This is a genomic window from Janibacter sp. YB324 (assembly GCF_014217915.1).
Lineage (GTDB): Bacteria > Actinomycetota > Actinomycetes > Actinomycetales > Dermatophilaceae > Janibacter > Janibacter indicus.
This window is the reverse complement of the sequence record NZ_CP060120.1, coordinates 1,888,399-1,908,866: the sequence shown is the minus strand read 5'-3', so window position 1 is coordinate 1,908,866 and position 20,468 is coordinate 1,888,399. Positions and strand designations below refer to the sequence as shown.

Annotated in this window: 19 protein-coding genes and 1 rRNA gene; 15 read left to right on the top strand and 5 right to left on the bottom strand. The window is 70.1% G+C overall.

Annotation, left to right across the window (positions count from 1 at the left end; translation table 11 throughout):
* Nucleotides 1–19: 19 nt before the first annotated feature.
* Both rplT and H7A72_RS09205 read left to right on the top strand, forming a co-directional pair.
* Nucleotides 20–403 (top strand): 50S ribosomal protein L20, encoded by a 384-nt coding sequence (gene rplT, locus H7A72_RS09210; protein WP_072624813.1) that lies wholly within the window; start codon nt 20–22, stop codon nt 401–403.
* A 56-nt stretch (nt 404–459) separates the two neighbouring features.
* Entirely contained in the window at nt 460–1,224 is a 765-nt protein-coding gene (locus H7A72_RS09205) for an RNA methyltransferase (RefSeq protein ID WP_185220350.1), read from the top strand.
* 60 nt (nt 1,225–1,284) lie between these two features.
* On the opposite strand, the gene H7A72_RS09200 is transcribed toward H7A72_RS09205, so the two are convergent.
* Both H7A72_RS09200 and H7A72_RS09195 read right to left on the bottom strand, forming a co-directional pair.
* Nucleotides 1,285–2,856, bottom strand: coding sequence for a catalase (locus tag H7A72_RS09200; protein WP_185220349.1), 1,572 nt, complete (start codon nt 2,854–2,856; stop codon nt 1,285–1,287).
* A gap of 41 nt (nt 2,857–2,897) precedes the next feature.
* A complete protein-coding gene (locus H7A72_RS09195) occupies nt 2,898–3,338 on the bottom strand; it encodes a Fur family transcriptional regulator (protein WP_185220348.1) in 441 nt (146 codons plus the stop codon).
* Between the two features lie 65 nt (nt 3,339–3,403).
* Here H7A72_RS09195 and H7A72_RS09190 point away from each other — a divergent pair, with 65 nt between their 5' ends.
* The 11 genes from H7A72_RS09190 to H7A72_RS09140 are packed head-to-tail and all read left to right on the top strand — an operon-like array spanning nt 3,404 to nt 15,831.
* Nucleotides 3,404–4,240, top strand: coding sequence for a hypothetical protein (locus tag H7A72_RS09190; protein WP_185220347.1), 837 nt, complete (start codon nt 3,404–3,406; stop codon nt 4,238–4,240).
* A gap of 25 nt (nt 4,241–4,265) precedes the next feature.
* Nucleotides 4,266–5,360, top strand: coding sequence for a phenylalanine--tRNA ligase subunit alpha (gene pheS / locus H7A72_RS09185; RefSeq protein ID WP_084451188.1), 1,095 nt, complete (start codon nt 4,266–4,268; stop codon nt 5,358–5,360).
* A complete protein-coding gene (gene pheT, locus H7A72_RS09180) occupies nt 5,360–7,879 on the top strand; it encodes a phenylalanine--tRNA ligase subunit beta (protein WP_185220346.1) in 2,520 nt (839 codons plus the stop codon). Before pheS ends, pheT begins: the two co-directional genes overlap by 1 nt.
* 37 nt (nt 7,880–7,916) lie before the next feature.
* Nucleotides 7,917–8,984 carry an N-acetyl-gamma-glutamyl-phosphate reductase gene (gene argC, locus H7A72_RS09175; RefSeq protein ID WP_223277589.1) on the top strand — a complete coding sequence of 356 codons (1,068 nt, stop codon included), beginning with the start codon at nt 7,917–7,919 and terminating at the stop codon, nt 8,982–8,984.
* Nucleotides 8,981–10,132: a bifunctional glutamate N-acetyltransferase/amino-acid acetyltransferase ArgJ gene (gene argJ, locus H7A72_RS09170; RefSeq protein WP_185220345.1), complete on the top strand. Its 1,152-nt coding sequence runs from the start codon at nt 8,981–8,983 to the stop codon at nt 10,130–10,132. The genes argC and argJ overlap by 4 nt, the downstream gene beginning before the upstream one ends.
* A 14-nt stretch (nt 10,133–10,146) precedes the next feature.
* Nucleotides 10,147–11,106: an acetylglutamate kinase gene (gene argB, locus H7A72_RS09165; protein WP_185220344.1), complete on the top strand. Its 960-nt coding sequence runs from the start codon at nt 10,147–10,149 to the stop codon at nt 11,104–11,106.
* Nucleotides 11,103–12,311, top strand: a complete 1,209-nt coding sequence (locus H7A72_RS09160) for an acetylornithine transaminase (protein ID WP_185220343.1) — start codon at nt 11,103–11,105, stop codon at nt 12,309–12,311. The genes argB and H7A72_RS09160 overlap by 4 nt, the downstream gene beginning before the upstream one ends.
* Nucleotides 12,308–13,246: an ornithine carbamoyltransferase gene (gene argF, locus H7A72_RS09155; RefSeq protein WP_185220342.1), complete on the top strand. Its 939-nt coding sequence runs from the start codon at nt 12,308–12,310 to the stop codon at nt 13,244–13,246. Before H7A72_RS09160 ends, argF begins: the two co-directional genes overlap by 4 nt.
* Nucleotides 13,243–13,755 (top strand): arginine repressor, encoded by a 513-nt coding sequence (locus H7A72_RS09150; protein ID WP_185220341.1) that lies wholly within the window; start codon nt 13,243–13,245, stop codon nt 13,753–13,755. The genes argF and H7A72_RS09150 overlap by 4 nt, the downstream gene beginning before the upstream one ends.
* Nucleotides 13,752–15,200, top strand: a complete 1,449-nt coding sequence (gene argH / locus H7A72_RS09145; RefSeq protein ID WP_185220340.1) for an argininosuccinate lyase — start codon at nt 13,752–13,754, stop codon at nt 15,198–15,200. Before H7A72_RS09150 ends, argH begins: the two co-directional genes overlap by 4 nt.
* Before the next feature lies 1 nt (nt 15,201).
* Entirely contained in the window at nt 15,202–15,831 is a 630-nt protein-coding gene (locus H7A72_RS09140; RefSeq protein WP_185220339.1) for a DNA-3-methyladenine glycosylase, read from the top strand.
* Here H7A72_RS09140 and bfr read toward each other — a convergent pair.
* The gene (gene bfr / locus H7A72_RS09135; RefSeq protein WP_185220338.1) at nt 15,818–16,306 is read right to left on the bottom strand and encodes a bacterioferritin; all 489 of its coding nucleotides are present in this window, start codon (nt 16,304–16,306) and stop codon (nt 15,818–15,820) included. The genes H7A72_RS09140 and bfr overlap by 14 nt on opposite strands.
* Entirely contained in the window at nt 16,293–16,550 is a 258-nt protein-coding gene (locus tag H7A72_RS09130; protein ID WP_223277588.1) for a bacterioferritin-associated ferredoxin, read from the bottom strand. The genes bfr and H7A72_RS09130 overlap by 14 nt, the downstream gene beginning before the upstream one ends.
* A 161-nt stretch (nt 16,551–16,711) precedes the next feature.
* On the opposite strand from H7A72_RS09130, the gene tyrS reads away from it, so the two are divergent.
* Entirely contained in the window at nt 16,712–17,983 is a 1,272-nt protein-coding gene (gene tyrS, locus H7A72_RS09125; RefSeq protein ID WP_185220336.1) for a tyrosine--tRNA ligase, read from the top strand.
* Nucleotides 17,984–18,231: 248 nt separating this feature from the next.
* On the opposite strand, the gene H7A72_RS09120 is transcribed toward tyrS, so the two are convergent.
* Nucleotides 18,232–18,543 (bottom strand): hypothetical protein, encoded by a 312-nt coding sequence (locus H7A72_RS09120; protein ID WP_185220335.1) that lies wholly within the window; start codon nt 18,541–18,543, stop codon nt 18,232–18,234.
* A gap of 75 nt (nt 18,544–18,618) precedes the next feature.
* Between H7A72_RS09120 and H7A72_RS09115 the strand changes: the two genes are divergently transcribed.
* Nucleotides 18,619–20,141 (top strand): 16S ribosomal RNA (locus H7A72_RS09115).
* Nucleotides 20,142–20,468: the final 327 nt, after the last annotated feature.

The window sequence follows — 20,468 nt, the reverse complement described above, 5'->3', positions numbered from 1 at the left end:
ACATCTAAGGAGTCATCACGTGGCACGCGTGAAGCGGGCGGTCAACGCCCACAAGAAGCGCCGGGTCGTCCTCGAGCGCGCCAGCGGCTACCGGGGCCAGCGGTCCCGCCTGTACCGCAAGGCCAAGGAGCAGGTCACCCACAGCGCGGTCTACAGCTACCGTGACCGTCGCGCCAAGAAGGGCGACTTCCGTCGCCTGTGGATCCAGCGCATCAACGCCGGCGCCCGCGCCAACGGCATGACCTACAACCGCTTCATCCAGGGCCTGCGCGCCGCGGAGATCGAGGTCGACCGTCGCATGCTCGCCGAGCTCGCCGTCAACGACGAGGCCGCCTTCGCCGCGCTCGTCGAGATCGCCAAGGCCAACGTGCCGGCGACCACCGACGCCAAGGTCGAGGCCTGAGCGACCACACCGGACGCCGGGAGCGCCCACCACTGACCAACCCCGCCTCGGAGCGGGTGCGGTCGGTGCGCGGGCTCTCCCGGCGTTCTGCGCGTCGACGCACCGGCCGTGTCCTCGTCGAGGGACCCCAGGGGGTGCGTGAGGCGGTGCGCTTCACGCCGGAGAGGGTCGTCGACCTCTACGCGACGGCCGAGGCCGCCGAGCGCTACGCCGAGTTCGTCGAGCCGGCCCGTGAGCGCGGGATCTTCGTCCACGAGGTCACCGACGAGGTCCTCGCCGCGATGTGCGATGCCGACACCCCGCAGGGGACGGTCGCCGTCGTCGACTGGTCACCCAGTTCGCTGGAGGGCGTCCTCGCCGGCGACCCGCGGCTGCTCGTCCTGCTCACCCATGTCCGCGACCCCGGCAACCTCGGCACGGTGATCCGTGGTGCCGATGCGGTCGGGGCCGACGCCGTGCTCGTCAGCGACGCCTCCGTGGACGTCACCTCGCCCAAGGTGGTGCGCTCCACGGCCGGCTCGCTCTTCCACCTGCCGGTGGTCACCGGTCTGGCGATCGAACCGACCCTGGCGACCCTCGGGGAGGGCGGGGTGCGGCGTCTGGCCGCCGACGGCGGGGGAGCGGGGACGATCGACGACACCGACCTCGCCGGCCCCCACGTGTGGGTCATGGGCAACGAGGCCTGGGGTCTGGAGGAGGCGACCCTCGCCGCCTGCGACGAGGCCGTGCGGGTGCCGATCCACGGGCACGCCGAGTCGCTCAACCTCGCGATGGCGACGACGATCTGCCTCTATGCCTCGGCGCGCCAGCAGCGAGCCTGACACGACGAAGGGCGCCGCCCCCGGTGCGGGGAGCGGCGCCCTTCGTCGTGGTGGGACCGGTCAGGCGTCCGCGCCGGCGCGGGCGTGGGTCTCCTGGCCGCGCAGGATCTCGCCCGGGTCGCTCGGCGCCTCGTCGGCCGCCTGCTTGCCCGCGGCGATGCGCTGGCCGATCTCGGCGTCGATGTTCTTCCAGTACTGCAGGGCCTGACCGAGGACCGGCTCCTGCACCCCGGCGAGCGCCCCGACGACGGTCTCGACGAGCCGGTCGCGCTGGGCGTCGTCGAAGACCTCGCGCACGAGGGTGCCGGCCTGCCCGAAGTCGTCGTCCTCGGCGTGCAGCTCGTAGGCCGAGCGGACGATCTCGCCGTCGGCCTCCCACCCGTCGTCGACCGGGCCCTGGGTGTCGGCGTGGGGCCGACCGAAGCTGTTGGGCTGGTAGACGGGGGCGGCACCGGAGTGCTCGTAGCGCATCGGGCCGTCGAAGGAGAAGTGGTTCTCTGCGGCGACCGCCGGTCGGTTGACCGGCAGCTGGTGGAAGTTCGGACCGATCCGGGCGCGGTGGGCGTCGGCGTAGGCGAAGACCCGGCCGAGCAGCATCTTGTCCGGGGAGAAGCCGATGCCCGGCACGGTGTTGCTCGGGGCGAAGGCCGCCTGGTCGATCTGCGCGAAGAAGTTGACCGGGTTCTCGTCGAGGGTCATCGTGCCGACCTCGATGAGCGGGTAGTCCTCGTGCGACCAGGTCTTCGTCAGGTCGAAGGGGTTGAAGCGGTAGGTCTTGGCCTCCTCGTAGGGCATGACCTGCACCGACAGCTTCCACTGGGGGTGCTCGCCGCGGGCGATGGCGTCGAAGAGGTCACGCCGGTGGAACTCCGCGTCCTCGCCGGCCAGGCGACCGGCCGCGTCGTTGGTCAGGCCCTCGACGCCCTGCTGGGTGTGGAAGTGGTACTTGACCCAGAACTTCTCGCCCGAGGCGTTGACCCACATGTAGGTGTGGCTGCCGTAGCCGTTCATGTGCCGCCACGAGCGGGGCAGACCGCGGTCGCCCATGAGGTAGGTGACCTGGTGCGCCGACTCGGGGTTGTTGGTCCAGAAGTCCCACTGCATCGTGTTGTCGCGCAGGCCGGAGTCGGGCAGGCGCTTCTGGCTGCGGATGAAGTGGGGGAACTTCAGCGGGTCGCGCAGGAAGAAGATCGGCGTGTTGTTGCCGACGAGGTCGAAGTTGCCCTCGCTCGTGTAGAAGCGCAGCGCGAAGCCGCGCACATCGCGCCAGGTGTCGGGGGAGCCGAGCTCACCGGCGACGGTGGAAAATCGGGCGAGCATCCGCGTCGTCGTGCCCTGCTGGAAGAGCGCCGCCTTGGTGTACTGCGAGACGTCAGCGGTCGCCTCGAAGTGCCCGAAGGCACCGGAGCCCTTGGCGTGCGGCTTGCGCTCGGGGATGTTTTCCCGGTTGAAGTGGGCGAGCGTGTCGACCAGGTGGGTGTCGTGGAGCAGCAGCGGTCCGTTGCTGCCGACCGAGAGGCTGTTGCGGTCGCTGACGGCGGGGGCGCCGTTGACCTGCGTCGAACGTCCCGACACGTCGAGCGTGCCGTTGGCGTCCGAGCGCGGGGCGGGGGTGGAGGGGGTGGATGACATCTGCTGCTCCTCTTTCTCTGCGGGGTGGGGAGTAGTGCGGGTCAGGGTGCTGCGGTCTGCGCGCAGCCGGGGCAGATGCCCCAGTAGATGACCTCGGCCTCGTCGATGGCGAAGCCGTGGTCGTCGGCGGCGTCGAGGCACGGGGCCTTGCCCGGGGCGCACTCGACGTCGACCATCGTGCCGCAGGTGCGGCACACGAGGTGGTGGTGGTTGTCGCCGAGCTCGAGCTCGTAGCGGGCGGGGTGCCCGGCGGGCTCGAACTTGCGGACCATGCCCTGTGCGGCGAGGGCGCCGAGGATGTCGTAGACGGCCTGGGTGCTCACCGAGCCCAGCCGCTCGCGGGTGGCGCGGGTGATCGTGTCGACGTCGGCGTGGGGGTGCGCGGACAGCTCCCGCAGCACCGCCACCCGGGGGGCGGTGACGCGCAGGGAGTGCTCGCGCAGGAGGCCTGCCGCCACGTCGGTGTCGATCATCGTGCTCATCGCTTCCAGAGTCCCACCAGAACTTGAACGAGTCAAAAAAAGGGGCGCGGCTAGGGTGCCGTGCCATGAAGTGGTGGCGGACCCTGCGGCAGTGGATCAGGTGGCGGCGACGCGGACCGGGCGAGGTCGAGGCCGGTGCGGTCATCCCCTTCGTCCCCGGCGGCACGGAGGTGCCCCAGGGGCTGGCCCACGACGCGGAGCACGACGAGTGGCTCTACACCTTCTACGACGCCCGCAACCCCCGGGACGGCCTCCTCGTCATCGCCGATGCGAAGGGGGAGGCCACGGCCCGCGTCGAGCTCACCGGACTCGACCACTACGGGGGTGTGACCGTCCTCGGTGACCGGACCTACGTGAGTGGTCGGGGGCGGCTGCAGGTCCACGAGACGGCCCGGCTGCGCGAGGGCATCGCCGACCCGGTGCTCACGGTCAAGGTCCAGGCCAGCTCGACCGTCACCGCCCACGACGGCGAGCTGTGGGTCACCCGGTTCGTCGTCGACGGACCGGGGCGCACCTACCGCTACGTCCTCGACGACGAGGGACGTCCGCAGTGGAGCGGTGAGGAGCTCGTCGTCCCGCCGCGCACCCAGGGGATGGCCTTCGACGAGGATCGGGCCGTGTGGTTCTCGCGCAGCTGGGGGCGCACCGCGCCGTCGACACTCACCCGGGTGGACGCGGGGGACTTCCGCCGGGACGGAGGGTGGACACCCCTGACCGGACGCAACACCCTGCTGCCGCCCATGGCCGAGGGCTCGGTCGTCGTCGACGGGCGGCTGCACCAGCTCTACGAGTCCGGTGCCACCGCCTACTCGCGCCACCAGCGCGGACCCGAGCCGGTGATGAACCTCGTCCTCGGCCGGCTGCACCCGCGCGACCGGCTGACCGTGCACGATCTGGACTGACGAGGGGCCCGTAGACTCGGGCCTCGTGTCAGGACCCAACACCAACTACGACCCGGTCGAGGTCGCCGCGCTCGACCCGCAGGTGATCGACGAGGCCGTTCAGGCCGCACTCGACGCCGCCGCGGGCGCCACGACCCTCGACGAGCTCAAGCGGATCCGCGGGGCCCACCAGGGCGACAAGAGCCCGCTCGCCCTCGCCAACCGCGAGATCGGTGCGCTGCCGCCGAGCGCCAAGGCCGAGGCCGGCAAGCGCGTCGGCCAGGCCCGAGGCCGCGTCGCTCAGGCCTTCGCGGCCCGGCAGGCCGAGCTCGAGGCCGAGCGCGACGAGCGGATCCTCGTCGAGGAGACCCTCGACCTGACCGTGCCCAGCCCGCACCAGCGCCTCGGGGCGCGGCACCCGATCAGCCTCGTGACCGAGCGGGTCGAGGACATCTTCGTCGGCATGGGCTGGGAGATCGCCGAGGGGCCGGAGATCGAGTCCGAGTGGCTGACCTTCGACGCGCTCAACATCGGGCCCGACCACCCGGCCCGCGGCGAGCAGGACACCTTCTTCGTCGAGCCGGCCGACGCCGGCGTCGTGCTGCGCACGCACACCTCGCCGGTGCAGATCCGCACGATGCTCGACCGCGAGCCGCCGATCTACGTGCTGTGCCCCGGCAAGGTCTTCCGCACCGACGACCTCGACGCGACCCACACCCCGGTCTTCCACCAGTTCGAGGGGCTCGTCGTCGACAAGGGCATCACGATGGCCCACCTGCGCGGGGCTCTCGACGCCTTCGTCCAGGGGCTCTTCGGCGAGGGCATCGTCACGCGGCTGCGGCCCAACTACTTCCCCTTCACCGAGCCGAGCGCCGAGATCGACTGCCAGTGCTGGGTCTGCCGTGGTGCCGACTCCTCCTGCCGCACCTGCGGCGGCACCGGCTGGATCGAGCTCGGCGGCTCCGGCATGGTCAACCGTCGCGTGCTCGCGGCCGCGGGCGTCGACCCGGACGAGTACACCGGCTTCGCCTTCGGCCTGGGCATCGAGCGCTCGCTCATGCTGCGCCACGGCGTCGCCGACATGCGCGACATCATCGAGGGAGACGTCCGCTTCTCGGCGGCGTTCGGGATGGAGATCTGATGCGGGCACCGATCGAGTGGCTCCGAGAGCTGACCGAGGTCGACCCGCAGGCGAAGGGGGCGGACGTCGCCGCCACCCTCGTGCGGGTGGGTCTCGAGGAGGAGGACATCCTCGGTGGCGAGGTCACCGGCCCGCTCGTCGTGGGCAAGGTCCTCGAGCGCACGCCCGAGGAGCAGAAGAACGGCAAGACGATCAACTGGTGCCAGGTCGACGTGGGTGCCGCCAACGGCACCGGCGAGCCGCAGGGCATCGTGTGCGGCGCGCACAACTTCGACGTGGGTGACCTCGTCGCGGTGATCCTGCCCGGCGGTGTGCTGCCGGGGAACTTCGAGATCTCCGCGCGCAAGACCTACGGGCACGTGAGCGCCGGCATGATCTGCTCCGCGCTCGAGCTGGGCCTCGGCGAGGACCACGACGGCATCATCGTGCTCACCGAGTACCTCGCCGACCGCCCGGAGGTGTTGGCGGCCCTCACCCCCGGTGACGACCTCATCCCCGTGCTCGGCCTCGACGCCGAGACGGTCGAGGTCAACGTCACGCCCGACCGCGGGTACTGCTTGTCCATGCGCGGCATCGCGCGGGAGTACGCGCTGTCCGAGGGCACCCCCTTCGTCGACCCCGCGGACATCGTCGTCGCGCCGGCCACCGGGCCCGGGCACGAGGTGCGGCTCGTCGACGAGGCGCCGGTCGACGGTGTGCCGGGCTGTGACCGCTTCGTCGCCCGCGTCGTGCGCGGGATCGACGCGTCGGCACCCTCACCCACGTGGATGCGCCGCCGCCTGACCGAGGTCGGCATGCGGCCGATCTCGCTGGCCGTCGACGTCACCAACTACGTGATGATGCTGCTCGGTCAGCCGCTGCACGCCTACGACCTGGCCAAGCTCGGGGGAGCCATCGAGGTGCGTCGCGCCCGGGCGGGAGAGACCCTCATGACCCTCGACGACGTCGAGCGCACCCTCGACCCCGCTGACCTGCTCATCACCGACGGCGGCACGACACCGCTCGCCATCGCCGGCGTCATGGGTGGCGCGACGAGCGAGGTCGACGAGACGACGACCGATGTGCTCGTCGAGGCGGCGCACTTCGACTCCGTCACCGTGGCCCGCTCCTCGCGTCGGCACCGGCTGACGACCGAGGCGTCCAAGCGCTTCGAACGGGGTGTCGACCCTGCCGTGACGGCTGCGGCCGCCCAGCTGGCCGTCGACCTGCTCGTCGAGCACGGCGGGGGTACGGCCGATGACGCGGCGACCGACATCGGGTCCGTCGCCGAGCCCGCGGCCATCCCCTTCGACCCCGCGCTGCCGAGCCGCTACATCGGGCTCGACTACCCGCGCGATGAGGTCGTCGAGACCCTCACCACGATCGGGTGCACCGTGGTGGACTCAGGGGAGTCCCTCCTCGTCACGCCGCCCACCTGGCGCCCCGACCTCGGTGACGGCCCGGACCTCGTCGAGGAGGTCGCGCGGGTGCGTGGCTACGACCAGATCCCCTCCGTCGTGCCCCGGGCCACGGCCGGGCGTGGTCTGACCCACGGCCAGCGGGCGCGGCGCACGGTCGCCCGCACGCTCGCGGCCACCGGTCTGGTCGAGGTGCTCTCCTACCCCTTCACCTCGAGCGAGCGCCACGATGCCTTCGGCTACAGCGCGGACGACCCGCGACGCACGACGGTGCGGCTGGCCAACCCGCTGCAGGACGAGGCGCCGATCATGCGCACCTCGATCCTCGACACGCTCCTCGACACCCTGCGGCGCAATGTCTCCCGGGGTCACCGCGACGTCGGGCTCTACGAGATCGGCCTCGTGACGGCGGGCGGGATCACCCCCCTCCCGCTGCCGCCCGGTGGGGTGCTGCCCGCCGCGCCGACCCTCCAGCAGATCATCGACGGCGTGCCCCCGCAGCCGCGGCACGTGGCCATCGCCGCGGCCGGGGCGGCGCTGGCCGCCGGACCCCACGGGCCCGCGCGGTCCGTTGACCCGACCGACGTCGTCGGGTGGGTGCGGGCGATCGGTGACTCGATCGGCGTCGAGCTGGGCGTCGAGGCCGCGCAGCGGGAGCCCTTCCACCCGGGGCGCTGCGTCGCGGTCTCCGTGCCCGGTGGCGCGGTCGTCGGCCACGCGGGTGAGCTGCACCCCAAGGTCTGCTCGCGCCTGGAGCTGCCCGAGCGCACGGTCGCGGCCGAGGTCGACCTCGACGCGATCGTCGCTGCCTCCGGTGAGCCGGTCAAGCCCGCCCAGCTGTCCACCCAGCCGGTCGCCAACACCGACGTCGCGCTCGTCGTCGACGAGGGCGTGCCCGCCGCGGTCGTCGCCGCTGCGCTGCGCTCGGGTGCGGGTGACGACCTCGAGTCGCTGACGCTCTTCGACGTCTACCGGGGTGACCAGGTGGGCGAGGGGCGCAAGTCGCTCGCCTACCGCCTGACCTTCCGCTCCGGTCGCACGCTCACGACCGACGAGGTCAGTGCGCTGCGCGACCGGGCAGTGGCCTCGGCGGCTTCGGCGACGGGGGCCCAGCAGCGCTGACCCCGGCGAGCCCTGTGGCACGCGTTTGCATGAAACCATGCGTCTGCGTATGGTCATGCAGGTGATCACCGCAGCCATTGCCGGAGCCAGCGGCTACGCAGGAGCCGAGATCGCTCGGCTCCTGCTCGGCCACCCAGACGTCGAGATCGGCGCACTCACCGCGTCGGGCAATGCCGGGGTCCGCTTCGGTGACCTCGCGCCGCACCTGCAGCCGCTCGCCGACCGCGTCCTCGAGCCGACGTCCGCCGACACGCTCGCCGGCCACGACGTGGTCTTCCTCGCCCTGCCGCACGGGCACTCCGCGGCGATCGCCGAGCAGCTGCCTGACGACGTGACGGTCGTCGACTGCGGGGCCGACTTCCGGCTCGACGACGAGCAGGACTGGACGGACTACTACGACACCCCCTTCGCCGGGACCTGGCCCTACGGGCTCCCCGAGCTCGTGCGGGCCGACGGCACCAAGCACCGTGACGACCTCGCCGGCGCGCGGCGGATCGCCGTCCCGGGGTGCTACCCGACGGCCGCCAGCCTCGCCCTCGCACCGGGCCTGGCCGCGGGCGTCGTCGAGCCCGGCGACGTGGTCGTCGTCGCCGCCTCCGGCACCTCCGGCGCCGGCCGCTCGACCAAGCCGCACCTCATCGGGTCCGAGGTCATGGGCGCGATGAGCCCCTACGGCGTCGGTGGGGTCCACCGGCACACGCCGGAGATCGAGCGCAACCTCTCCCGGGCCGCCGGGCAGGACGCGACGGTCTCCTTCACGCCGACCCTCGCGCCGATGCCGCGGGGCATCCTGGCCACCGTCACGGCCCGCGCCGCTGCCGGCGCCACAGTGACGACCGTCCGCGCCGCGTGGGAGCGGGCCTACGCCGACGAGCCCTTCGTCCACCTGCTGCCCGAGGGGCAGTGGCCGCACACGGGCAGCATCGTCGGCTCCAACCTCGTCCACGTCCAGGTCGTCCTCGACGAGCGGAGCGGCCGGGTCGTCGCGATCGCGGCCGAGGACAACCTGACGAAGGGGACGGCCGGCGCCGCCGTGCAGTCCATGAACCTCGCCCTGGGTCTCCCCGAGACCACCGGGCTGCCGACGACGGGAGTGGCGCCGTGAGCACGACGACCCCTGCAGGATTCCGCGCCGCCGGCGTCACCGCCGGCCTCAAGGCGAGCGGCCGACCCGATGTGGCCCTCGTCGTCAACGACGGCCCCGACCGGCACGCGGCGGCGGTCTTCACCACCAACCGGGTCGAGGCTGCCCCGGTCACCTGGTCACGCCAGTCCCTCGTCGACGGTCGTGCCGACGCAGTGGTGCTCAACTCCGGCGGCGCCAACGCGTGCACCGGGGCGCAGGGCTTCCAGGACACGCACGCCACCGCCGAGCACACGGCCGAGGCGCTCGGCGTCTCGGCGGGCGACGTCGTCGTCTGCAGCACCGGCCTCATCGGTGAGCTGCTGCCGATGGCCAAGCTCACCGCGGGCGTCACCGCTGCCGCCGGCTCCCTCACCGCCGAAGGGGGAGCCGCCGCGGCCGAGGCGATCATGACGACCGACACCGTGCCCAAGACCGCTGCGGCCGTCCGCGATGGGTGGAGCGTGGGTGGCATGGCCAAGGGGGCCGGGATGCTCGCCCCCGCGCTGGCCACGATGCTCGTCGTCGTCACCACCGACGCGGTGACGAGTGCCGCCGACCTCGACGCGGCCCTGCGCGAGGCGACCCGCACGACCTTCGACCGGATCGACTCCGACGGGTGCATGTCGACCAACGACACCGTCCTCGCCATGGCCTCCGGCGCATCCGGGACCACCGTCTCCCGCGACGAGCTCACGGAGGCGGTGCGTGAGGTCTGCGCCGACCTGGCCCGCCAGCTCATCGGTGACGCCGAGGGCGCCCACCACGACATCGAGATCGTCGTGCAGCGGGCCGCGAGCGAGGCCGACGGCCTCGAGGTCGCGCGCAGCATCGCCCGCAACAACCTCTTCAAGTGCGCGATCTTCGGCAAGGACCCCAACTGGGGTCGCGTGCTGGCCGCGGTCGGCACGACCTCGGCCGTCTTCGAGCCCGCACGGCTCGACGTGTCGATCAACGGCGTGCAGGTCTGCCGTGCCGGCGGGGTCGGTGAGGACCGCACGCTCGTGGACCTCGAGGCCCGCGAGGTGCGCGTCGAGGTCGACCTGCACGCCGGTGACGACGAGGTGACGGTCTGGACCAACGACCTGACCCACGACTACGTCCACGAGAACTCCGCCTACTCCACGTGAACGGAATGACCGGCATGCCTGCTGAATCCACCCTTCGCGGTGCCATCGACGCGGCCGCACTGCGGGTCGCCCAGACCAAGGCGAGCACCCTCGTCGAGGCCCTGCCCTGGCTCGAGCGCTTCCGCGGGGCACTCGTCGTCATCAAGTACGGCGGCAATGCCATGACCGACGACGCGCTCAAGGCGGCCTTCGCCGAGGACATCGTCTTCCTGCGCTATGCCGGCCTGCGCCCGGTCGTCGTCCACGGCGGCGGCCCGCAGATCCAGGCGATGCTCGACCGGCTCGGACTCCAGAGCGAGTTCAAGGGCGGCCTGCGGGTGACGACCCCCGAGGTCATGGAGGTCGTGCGCATGGTCCTCACCGGCCAGGTCGGCCGCGAGCTCGTGGGCCTGCTCAACCAGCACGGCCCGGTGGCCGTCGGCCTGTCCGGCGAGGACGCGAGTCTCTTCGGCGGCCGCCGCAAGGGCGTCGTCGTCGACGGTGAGCCGGTCGACATCGGCCTCGTCGGCGACGTCGAGTCCGTGGACCCGGCGGCCGTCCTCGACATCCTCGACGCCGGTCGGATCCCGGTCGTCTCGACGATCGCACCCGACCTCGACGTCGACGGTCAGGTGCTCAACGTCAACGCCGACACCGCCGCCGCAGCACTGGCCGTCGCCCTGCGGGCACACAAGCTCGTCGTCCTCACCGACGTCGACGGGGTCTACGCCGACTGGCCCGACCGCGACTCGCTGCTGTCGCACCTCACCGCCTCGGGCGCGCGCGACCTGCTCGCCACGGTCGACTCCGGGATGATCCCCAAGCTCGAGGCCTGCATCCGGGCCGTCGAGCACGGCGTGCCCCAGGCGCACGTCGTCGACGGCCGCCAGCCGCACTCGATGCTCCTCGAGCTCTTCACCAACGAGGGCTTCGGCACGATGATCCTGCCGGACCTCGACGACACCGACGATGAAGGGGAGGGCAGCCCCTCATGAGCACCCCCAGCGAGCATCACCAGGCTCTGCTCGAGCGCTATCGCGCCAGCCACATCGGGGTCTTCGGCCTTCCCGGCCTCGTCCTCGCCCGCGGTGAGGGCGCCTGGGTGTGGGACGTCGACGGCACCCGCTACCTCGACCTCCTCGGGGGCATCGCCGTCAACGCGCTCGGTCACGGTCACCCCGAGCTCGTCGCGGCGATCTCCAAGCAGGCCGGTGAGCTCGTCCACGTGAGCAACTTCTTCACGACCCCCGCGCAGATCGAGGCGGCCGAGGCGCTGCTGCGCGTCGCGCAGGCGCCCCAGGGGTCGGGCGTCTTCTTCTGCAACAGCGGCTCCGAGGCCGTCGAGACGGCGATCAAGCTCTCCCGGCGCACCGGCCGCAGCGGCATCGTCGCCGTCGGCGGCGCCTTCCACGGCCGGACCACCGGAGCGGTGAGCCTGACCCACAAGGAGGCCTACCGGGCCCCCTTCGAGCCCCTCCTGCCCGGCGTCACGCACATCGCGCCCGGCGACGTCGACGCCCTCCGCGCAGCCGTCGGACCCGACACCGCGATGGTCCTCCTCGAGCCGATCCAGGGTGAGGCCGGCGTGGTGACGCCGCCGCAGGGGTATCTCGCCGCAGCCCGCGAGATCACCCGTGAGGCCGGCGCCCTCCTCGTCCTCGACGAGATCCAGACGGGCATCGGGCGCACCGGGGCGTGGTTCGCCCACCAACTCGACGGCGTCGTGCCCGACGCGATCACCGTCGCCAAGGGTCTCGGCGGGGGAGTGCCGATCGGTGCCCTGGTGACCTTCGGCCCGGAGAACACCGGGCTGCTCACGGCCGGCCAGCACGGCTCGACCTTCGGCGGCAACCCGCTCGCCTGCAGCGCAGCCCTCGCAGTGATGTCGACCATCGAGTCCGAGGGTCTGGTCGAGCACGCGGTCACCGCCGGAGACCTGCTCGTCGAGCGGGTCGCGGCACTGGGTCACCCGCGAGTCGGCGGCGTGCGCGGGGCGGGGCTGCTCCGCGCCATCGCCCTGACCGAGCCGATCGCCCCTGCGGCGGCGCTCGCGGCCCGCCGTCACGGGTTCATCATCAACCCGGTCGCGCCCGAGGCGCTGCGCCTGGCGCCACCTCTCACCATCACCACCGACCAGCTCACGAGCTTCGTCGACGCCCTGCCGGCGATCGTCGACGAGGCCGCCAAGGAGTCCGCATGACCGTCCGCCACCTCCTCGCCGACGACGACCTCACCGCCGAGGAGCAGTCCGCGGTTCTCGACCTGGCGGCCGCCCTCAAGGCCGACCGGCACGCCGAGCAGCCGCTCGCCGGGCCCCGGTCGGTCGCGATCATCTTCGACAAGCCGACGCTGCGCACCCAGCTGTCCTTCACCACCGGCGTCGCCGAGCTCGGCGGCTACCCGATGGTCGTCGACGGCAACCTCGCCCAGATCGGCACCCGCGAGTCGATCCCCGACGTCGCCCGGGTCGTGGGGCGCCAGGTGAGCGCCATCGTCTGGCGCACGCACGGTCAGGACCGGCTGCAGGAGATGGCCGACCACGTCGACGTACCGGTGGTCAACGCGCTCACCGACGACTACCACCCTTGCCAGCTGCTCGCCGACCTGCTGACGATCCGCGAGCACAAGGGTGGCACCGCCGGACGCACCATCGCCTACGTCGGCGACGGGGCCAACAACATGGCGCACTCCTACCTGCTTGCCTGCGCCCTCGCCGGCATGCACGTGCGCATCGGCACCCCGGCGAGCCACCAGCCCTCGGCCGACGTCCTGGCCAGGGCCGAGCGCATCGCCGGCGAGCAGGGCGGCTCGATCCTCGTCACGGACGACCCCACGGCCGCGGTGGCGGGCGCCGACGTCGTCGCCACCGACACCTGGGTGTCGATGGGCATGGAGAGCGAGAAGGGCGACCGTACCGGACAGACCTCGCCCTTCGCCCCCTTCGCCGTGACGACGCAGCTGCTCGACCACGCCGCCGCGGATGCGATCGTCCTGCACTGCCTGCCCGCCTACCGAGGGCTGGAGATCGCTGCCGACGTCATCGACGGCCCGCAGTCGGTCGTCTGGGACGAGGCCGAAAACCGGCTGCACGCGCAGAAGGCCCTGCTCACCTTCCTGCTGCGCGCCTCGTCATGATCCCCGCGACCCGACCGGGCCGGCAGGCACGGATCATCGAGCTCCTGCGGGAGCACGCCGTGCGCAGCCAGCCGGAGCTGCTCGAGCTGCTCTCTGCCGACGGCATCGAGATCACCCAGGCGACGCTGTCCCGGGACCTGCTCGAGCTGCGCGCCGAAAAGGTGCGGGTGGGCCGCGATCTCGTCTACGCCATCCCCGGCGAAGGGGGCGACCGCACCCCGCGCGCGGCCGTCGACCCGGCGGAGTACGACGACCGGTTGCGCCGGCTGTGCGAGGAGCTCCTCGTCACGGCCAGGGCGAGCGCTCAGCTCGTCGTCGTGCGCACACCCCCCGGTGCCGCCAACTACCTCGCCTCGGCGATCGACCACGCACGTCTCACGGGAGTGCTGGGGACGATCGCGGGGGATGACACGATCATGATCATCACCGGCGGCCCCGACGAGGGTGCCGCCGTCACCGCACAGCTGCTGGGCCTGGCCCAGACCACCGACAGCCAGGAGGCACCGTGACCCAGGACGAGACCGCGACGACCGCCGAGCGGGTGAGCCTGTGGGGTGGCCGCTTCGCCGGGGGGCCGAGCGATGCTCTCGCCGCCCTGAGCAAGTCGACGCACTTCGACTGGCGTCTGGCCCCCTACGACATCGCCGGGTCGAGGGCCCACGCGCGCGTCCTCCACGGTGCCGGCCTGCTCGACGACGCGACGCTCGAGGCGATGCTCGAGGCCCTGCGACGACTCGCCGACGATGTGGCGAGCGGCGCCTTCGAGCCCGCGCTCGACGACGAGGACGTGCACACCGCCCTCGAGCGCGGTCTCATCGAGCGCGCCGGTGCCGATGTCGGTGGCCGACTGCGCGCCGGGCGCTCGCGCAACGACCAGGTGGCCACCCTCTTCCGGATGTACCTGCGCGACCACGCCCGCATCGTCTCCGGCCTCGTCCTCGACGTCGTGCGGGCGCTCGTGGACCAGGCCCGCGACAACATCGACGTGGCGATGCCGGGGCGCACCCACCTGCAGCACGCCCAGCCGGTCCTGCTCAGCCACCACCTGCTCGCGCACGCGTGGCCGCTGCTGCGCGACGTGCAGCGCTTCGTCGACTGGGACGAGCGCACCTCGCTCAGCCCCTACGGGTCCGGTGCGCTCGCCGGCTCGTCCCTCGGTCTGGACCCCGAAGCGGTCGCGGCGGACCTGGGCTTCGCCGGGGCGACCGCCAACTCGATCGACGGCACGGCCTCGCGCGACTTCGTCGCGGAATTCTGCTTCGTCGCGGCGATGACGGCGGTCGACATCTCGCGGCTGGCCGAGGAGGTCATCCTCTGGGCGACCAAGGAGTTCTCCTTCGTCACCCTCGACGACGCCTTCTCCACCGGGTCGAGCATCATGCCGCAGAAGAAGAACCCCGATGTGGCCGAGCTGGCCCGGGGCAAGGCCGGTCGTCTCGTCGGTGACCTCGCCGGCCTCATGACCACCCTCAAGGCGCTGCCGCTGGCCTACAACCGCGACCTCCAGGAGGACAAGGAGCCGGTCTTCGACGCCGTCGACACCCTCGAGGTCCTGCTGCCCGCCTTCGCCGGGATGATGGCGACGATGACCTACCACGGAGAGCGAATGGCCGCCCTCGCGCCGCAGGGCTTCTCGCTCGCCACCGACATCGCCGAGTGGCTCGTGCGCCAGGGCGTGCCCTTCCGAGTCGCCCACGAGGTCGCCGGGGCGTGCGTGCGGGTCTGCGAGGAGCGTGACATCGAGCTGTGGGACCTCACCGACGAGGACCTCGCCGGGATCAGTGAGCACCTGACGCCGGGGGTCCGCGAGGTCCTGTCGGTGGAAGGCTCGCTCGCCTCCCGCGACGCCCAGGGCGGCACCGCCCCCGCCCGGGTCCGCGAGCAGCTCGCCGACGCCACGGCCCTGCTCGAGGAGCTGTCCGCGTTCGCCGCGAGCCGCATCGAAGCCCGCTGACGTGACCACGACGGGGCGTCGCCTGACCGGGTCCGACCTGGCGGGCGACCCCCTGTCCGTCGCACCCATGCTGCTCGGGACCCGGCTGGTGGCCGGCGACGTCACGCTCCGCCTGACCGAGGTCGAGGCCTACTGGGGCGGCAACGACCCGGGCTCGCACGGCTACCGGGGGATGACCCCACGCACCGAGGTGATGTTCGGTCCGGCCGGGCATCTCTACGTCTACCGCTCCTACGGCATCCACTGGTGCGCCAACGTCGTCGTGGGATCGAAGGGGGAGTGCGCTGCGGTCCTCCTTCGGGCCGGTGAGGTGGTCCGGGGGGAGGAGACCGCTCGAGACCGCCGCGGCGACGTGCGTGCGCGAGACCTGGCCCGTGGGCCGGGTCGACTGACCCGCGCCCTGGGGCTGACCGGCGAGCACGACGGCAGCGCGCTGGTCGGGAGCCGCGCTCCCATCGCCCTCGTCGCGCCCGACGAGCCCGTCGACCCCCAGCGCATCCGTACCGGGCCGCGGGTGGGGGTCTCGGGACCCGGGGGAGACGGAGCCGACTACCCGTGGCGCTTCTGGCTCGACGGGGAACCGACGGTCTCGGCCTATCGGCCGGGCAAGCCGCGGGTCAGGCGGGGTTGACGCCCACGTCGACCTGCTGGGCCAGGTAGTTCTCGACGCCGACGCGGACGATGGCGTCGAGCTGCGCCTCGAACCAGTCGGCGTGACCCTCCTCGTCGCGCGCCATCTCCTCGAAGACCGCTGCGGTCGCGTGGTCACCCAGGTCGTGGCACTCCTGCGCGGCGGAGTTGAACTGCTTGACCGCGACGATCTCGCTGGCGAGGGCCAGCTCGAGCATCTCCTTGGCGTCCTCGCCGATCTGGATGTTGTTCAGCTTCTGGACGTTGGGGTGGCCGTCGAACATCAGGATGCGCTCGATGAGCTCGTCGGCATCCTTCATCTCACCGATGGACAGGTCGTAGAAGACCTTGCCCAGGCGGGGCAGGCCCCAGTTGTCGAGCATCCGCGCGTGGAGGAAATAGCCGTTGACGACGGTCAGCTCGAGGGTGAGCGCTTCGTTGAGGAGGGTGACGACTCGGGGGTCAGCTGGCTGCACGGTCTACCTCCGCGGGAGATGGGAAGAGGCCGCTGTCGACCTCACCTCCCACACTCTCGCAGAGGATGCGCCGCACTGAGAAGACACAGGCACCACAATCACGACCCGCGCCGGTGCTGGCGCAGACCCGGGAGAGGGTTATCGCGCCGGCGGCGGCGGCTTCGGCGATCTGACGATCGCCGACCACGGCGCAGTGACAGACGATCACGGCCCATCTCCCTTCGTCTTTGGTGAGGTGAGGCATACCTTAACCCGACGAAGGGAGGGTTCGTCACCCGGTGTTCCACATGGCGGATCGACTCTCGCCCACCGGTGCGCCTGACGGCAGTCGCCCCGGTCCGTGGCAGGCTGTCTCAGGGCATGCGACCGCGTGCCCGGCAACCTCCCGGAAGGACCGAGACGACCGTGACCGACATCCTCGACGAGCTGCAGTGGCGCGGAGCGGTGGCGCAGACCACCGACGAGGCCGCCCTGCGACAGGCCCTCGCCGACGGACCGATCTCGGTGTATTGCGGCTTCGACCCGACCGCGCCCTCTCTGCACTTCGGCAACTTCGTGCAGCTCGTCGCCCTGCGACGGTTCCAGCGCGCCGGCCACAAGGTGATCTGCCTCGTCGGCGGGTCCACCGGGCTCATCGGTGACCCCAAGCCGACGAGTGAGCGCCAGCTGCGGACCAAGGAGCACACGGCGCACAACGTCTCCCGGATCAAGGAGCTCGTGCGCCCCTTCCTCGACTTCGACGGGAGCAGCGGCGTCGCGCACCCGGCGATCCTCGTCGACAACCTCGACTGGACCGCACCGATGACCGCGCTCGACTTCCTGCGGGACATCGGCAAGCACTTCCGGGTCAACCAGATGATCCGCAAGGACGCGATCTCGGCCCGGCTCGAGAGCCAAGAGGGCATCTCCTACACGGAGTTCAGCTACCAGCTCCTCCAGGCGTTGGACTACCTCGAGCTCTACCGCCAGTACGACTGCACGCTCCAGCTCGGCGGGTCCGACCAGTGGGGCAACCTCACTGCGGGGGTCGACCTCATCCACCGTGCGGAGGGCGGGTCGGTCCATGCTCTGACCTCGCCGCTGCTCACCGACTCCCACGGGGTCAAGTACGGCAAGTCCGAGGGCAATGCCATCTGGTTGTCCGCCGACATGACCAGTCCCTACGCCTTCTACCAGTACTTCCTCAACGTCGAGGACGCCTCCGTGGTCAAGCTGCTCAAGGTCTTCACCGACCGAGGCCGCGAGGAGATCGACGAGCTCGAGCGGCTGGTCAAGGACGAGCCCCACCGTCGTGCGGCCCAGCGAGCCTTGGCGTCCGACATGACGACGCTCGTCCACGGCGAGGCCGCCACGATCTCGGTCCAGGCGGCCTCGGAAGCCCTCTTCGGCAAGGGCGATCTCACGGAACTGGACGCCGGCACGCTGCTCGACGCGACGGCCGAGCTGCCCGGCGCCGATGTCCCCGTGGGCACGGGGCTGCTCGATGCCCTCGTGGCGACCGGGCTCGTCGACTCCAAGAAGGCCGCGCGTCGCGCGATCTCGGACGGCGCGGTCTCGGTCAACGGCACCAAGGTGTCCGACGAGCAATTCGTCCTCGGGCCGGGGGACTACCTGCACGGGCGGGTGGCCGTCCTGCGACGGGGTCGCAAGAACCTCGCGGCGGCCCGGCAACGCTGACCTGCAACGACACCCCTCGGGGTCGGATCGCCCGGAAACTCGGGGGATCCGACCCCGATTTGGTGAAGTCGGGATCGGTGATCTAATGTTCTCGACGTCAGCCCGAGAGGGAGGAACGGACACCACGCGGCGGCCCTTGCAGGGTCGCACCAAGCAGGCCGGTCCCGCGAGCTGACACCACTCCCAGCGAGTCACGCGAAGCACTTCGGTGCCACTGCGAAGCGAGTTGGAGCGAGGCAGCCAGGCTGCTAGAGTGGGAGATCGCCGCAGGCGACAAGCACCGCAAGATCCACCGGATCAGCGAGTTTGACCCTGAGGCCATCACAGTAGTAACTTGAAGAAGTTGCCCCTTGAAGTACTGGCCGGTTGGTTGGTGGTGATGGGTGTGCGTGTGAATCTTGAGAACTCAACAGCGTGTCAAAAATCGATGCCAATACCTCGTCTTGGCTGATTGTGCCCTCGCCTTTTGTGGGTGTGGGTGTGGTTGGTCGGATGATTTTTTTCCTTTGGTTGAGAATGAATGAACACAGCGATTGCGCTGGTTGTTCTTGCTCAGTCATGGTTCAGCCCTTTGTTGGGTTATTGATTGGCCCTGGTGCTTGCTGCTTTTGTGGTGGGTGTTGGGGTGTTGATCATCAACGGAGAGTTTGATCCTGGCTCAGGACGAACGCTGGCGGCGTGCTTAACACATGCAAGTCGAACGGTGAAGCTCCAGCTTGCTGGAGTGGATCAGTGGCGAACGGGTGAGTAACACGTGAGCAACCTGCCCCTGACTCTGGAATAAGCGCTGGAAACGGCGTCTAATACTGGATATGAGAAGGGTCCGCATGGGCACTTTCTGGAAAGTTTCTCGGTTGGGGATGGGCTCGCGGCCTATCAGCTTGTTGGTGAGGTAATGGCTCACCAAGGCGACGACGGGTAGCCGGCCTGAGAGGGCGACCGGCCACACTGGGACTGAGACACGGCCCAGACTCCTACGGGAGGCAGCAGTGGGGAATATTGCACAATGGGCGAAAGCCTGATGCAGCGACGCCGCGTGAGGGATGACGGCCTTCGGGTTGTAAACCTCTTTCAGCAGGGAAGAAGCGAAAGTGACGGTACCTGCAGAAGAAGCACCGGCTAACTACGTGCCAGCAGCCGCGGTAATACGTAGGGTGCGAGCGTTGTCCGGAATTATTGGGCGTAAAGAGCTTGTAGGCGGTTTGTCGCGTCTGCTGTGAAAATCCGGGGCTCAACCCCGGACTTGCAGTGGGTACGGGCAGACTAGAGTGTGGTAGGGGAGACTGGAATTCCTGGTGTAGCGGTGAAATGCGCAGATATCAGGAGGAACACCGATGGCGAAGGCAGGTCTCTGGGCCACTACTGACGCTGAGAAGCGAAAGCATGGGGAGCGAACAGGATTAGATACCCTGGTAGTCCATGCCGTAAACGTTGGGCGCTAGGTGTGGGACTCATTCCACGAGTTCCGTGCCGCAGCTAACGCATTAAGCGCCCCGCCTGGGGAGTACGGCCGCAAGGCTAAAACTCAAAGGAATTGACGGGGGCCCGCACAAGCGGCGGAGCATGCGGATTAATTCGATGCAACGCGAAGAACCTTACCAAGGCTTGACATATACCGGAAACTTCCAGAGATGGTTGCCCCCTTTGGGTCGGTATACAGGTGGTGCATGGTTGTCGTCAGCTCGTGTCGTGAGATGTTGGGTTAAGTCCCGCAACGAGCGCAACCCTCGTTCTATGTTGCCAGCACGTGATGGTGGGGACTCATGGAAGACTGCCGGGGTCAACTCGGAGGAAGGTGGGGATGACGTCAAATCATCATGCCCCTTATGTCTTGGGCTTCACGCATGCTACAATGGCCGGTACAAAGGGCTGCGATGCCGTAAGGTGGAGCGAATCCCAAAAAACCGGTCTCAGTTCGGATTGGGGTCTGCAACTCGACCCCATGAAGTCGGAGTCGCTAGTAATCGCAGATCAGCAACGCTGCGGTGAATACGTTCCCGGGCCTTGTACACACCGCCCGTCAAGTCACGAAAGTCGGTAACACCCGAAGCCGGTGGCCCAACCCTTGTGGGGGGAGCCGTCGAAGGTGGGACTGGCGATTGGGACTAAGTCGTAACAAGGTAGCCGTACCGGAAGGTGCGGCTGGATCACCTCCTTTCTAAGGAGCTCTGGCCACCGTTGGGTGGTCCAGGACCTATGTCGCCGGCGAGTGTTCGGCGGTAGGTGCTCATGGGTGGAACATCGATTATTTGGCATTGTGCTTCTGGTGGTCGAGTACCTGCCGGGCATCTGCTGGTTTTGTGCTGGTGGGTGTGTGGTGGTGGAAAGTGGCTGGCTTGGGGGTGGGGTGTCTGACACGTTGTTGGGTCCTGAGGGTTCACGCGAGTGAAGCTTCATGGACCACGACCCCGACGGTTTCGGTTGTTGGGGTTGGGTTGTGGGCCTTGCCTGGTCTGCATACTGCTTCCCGGTTGTGGGGGTGGGT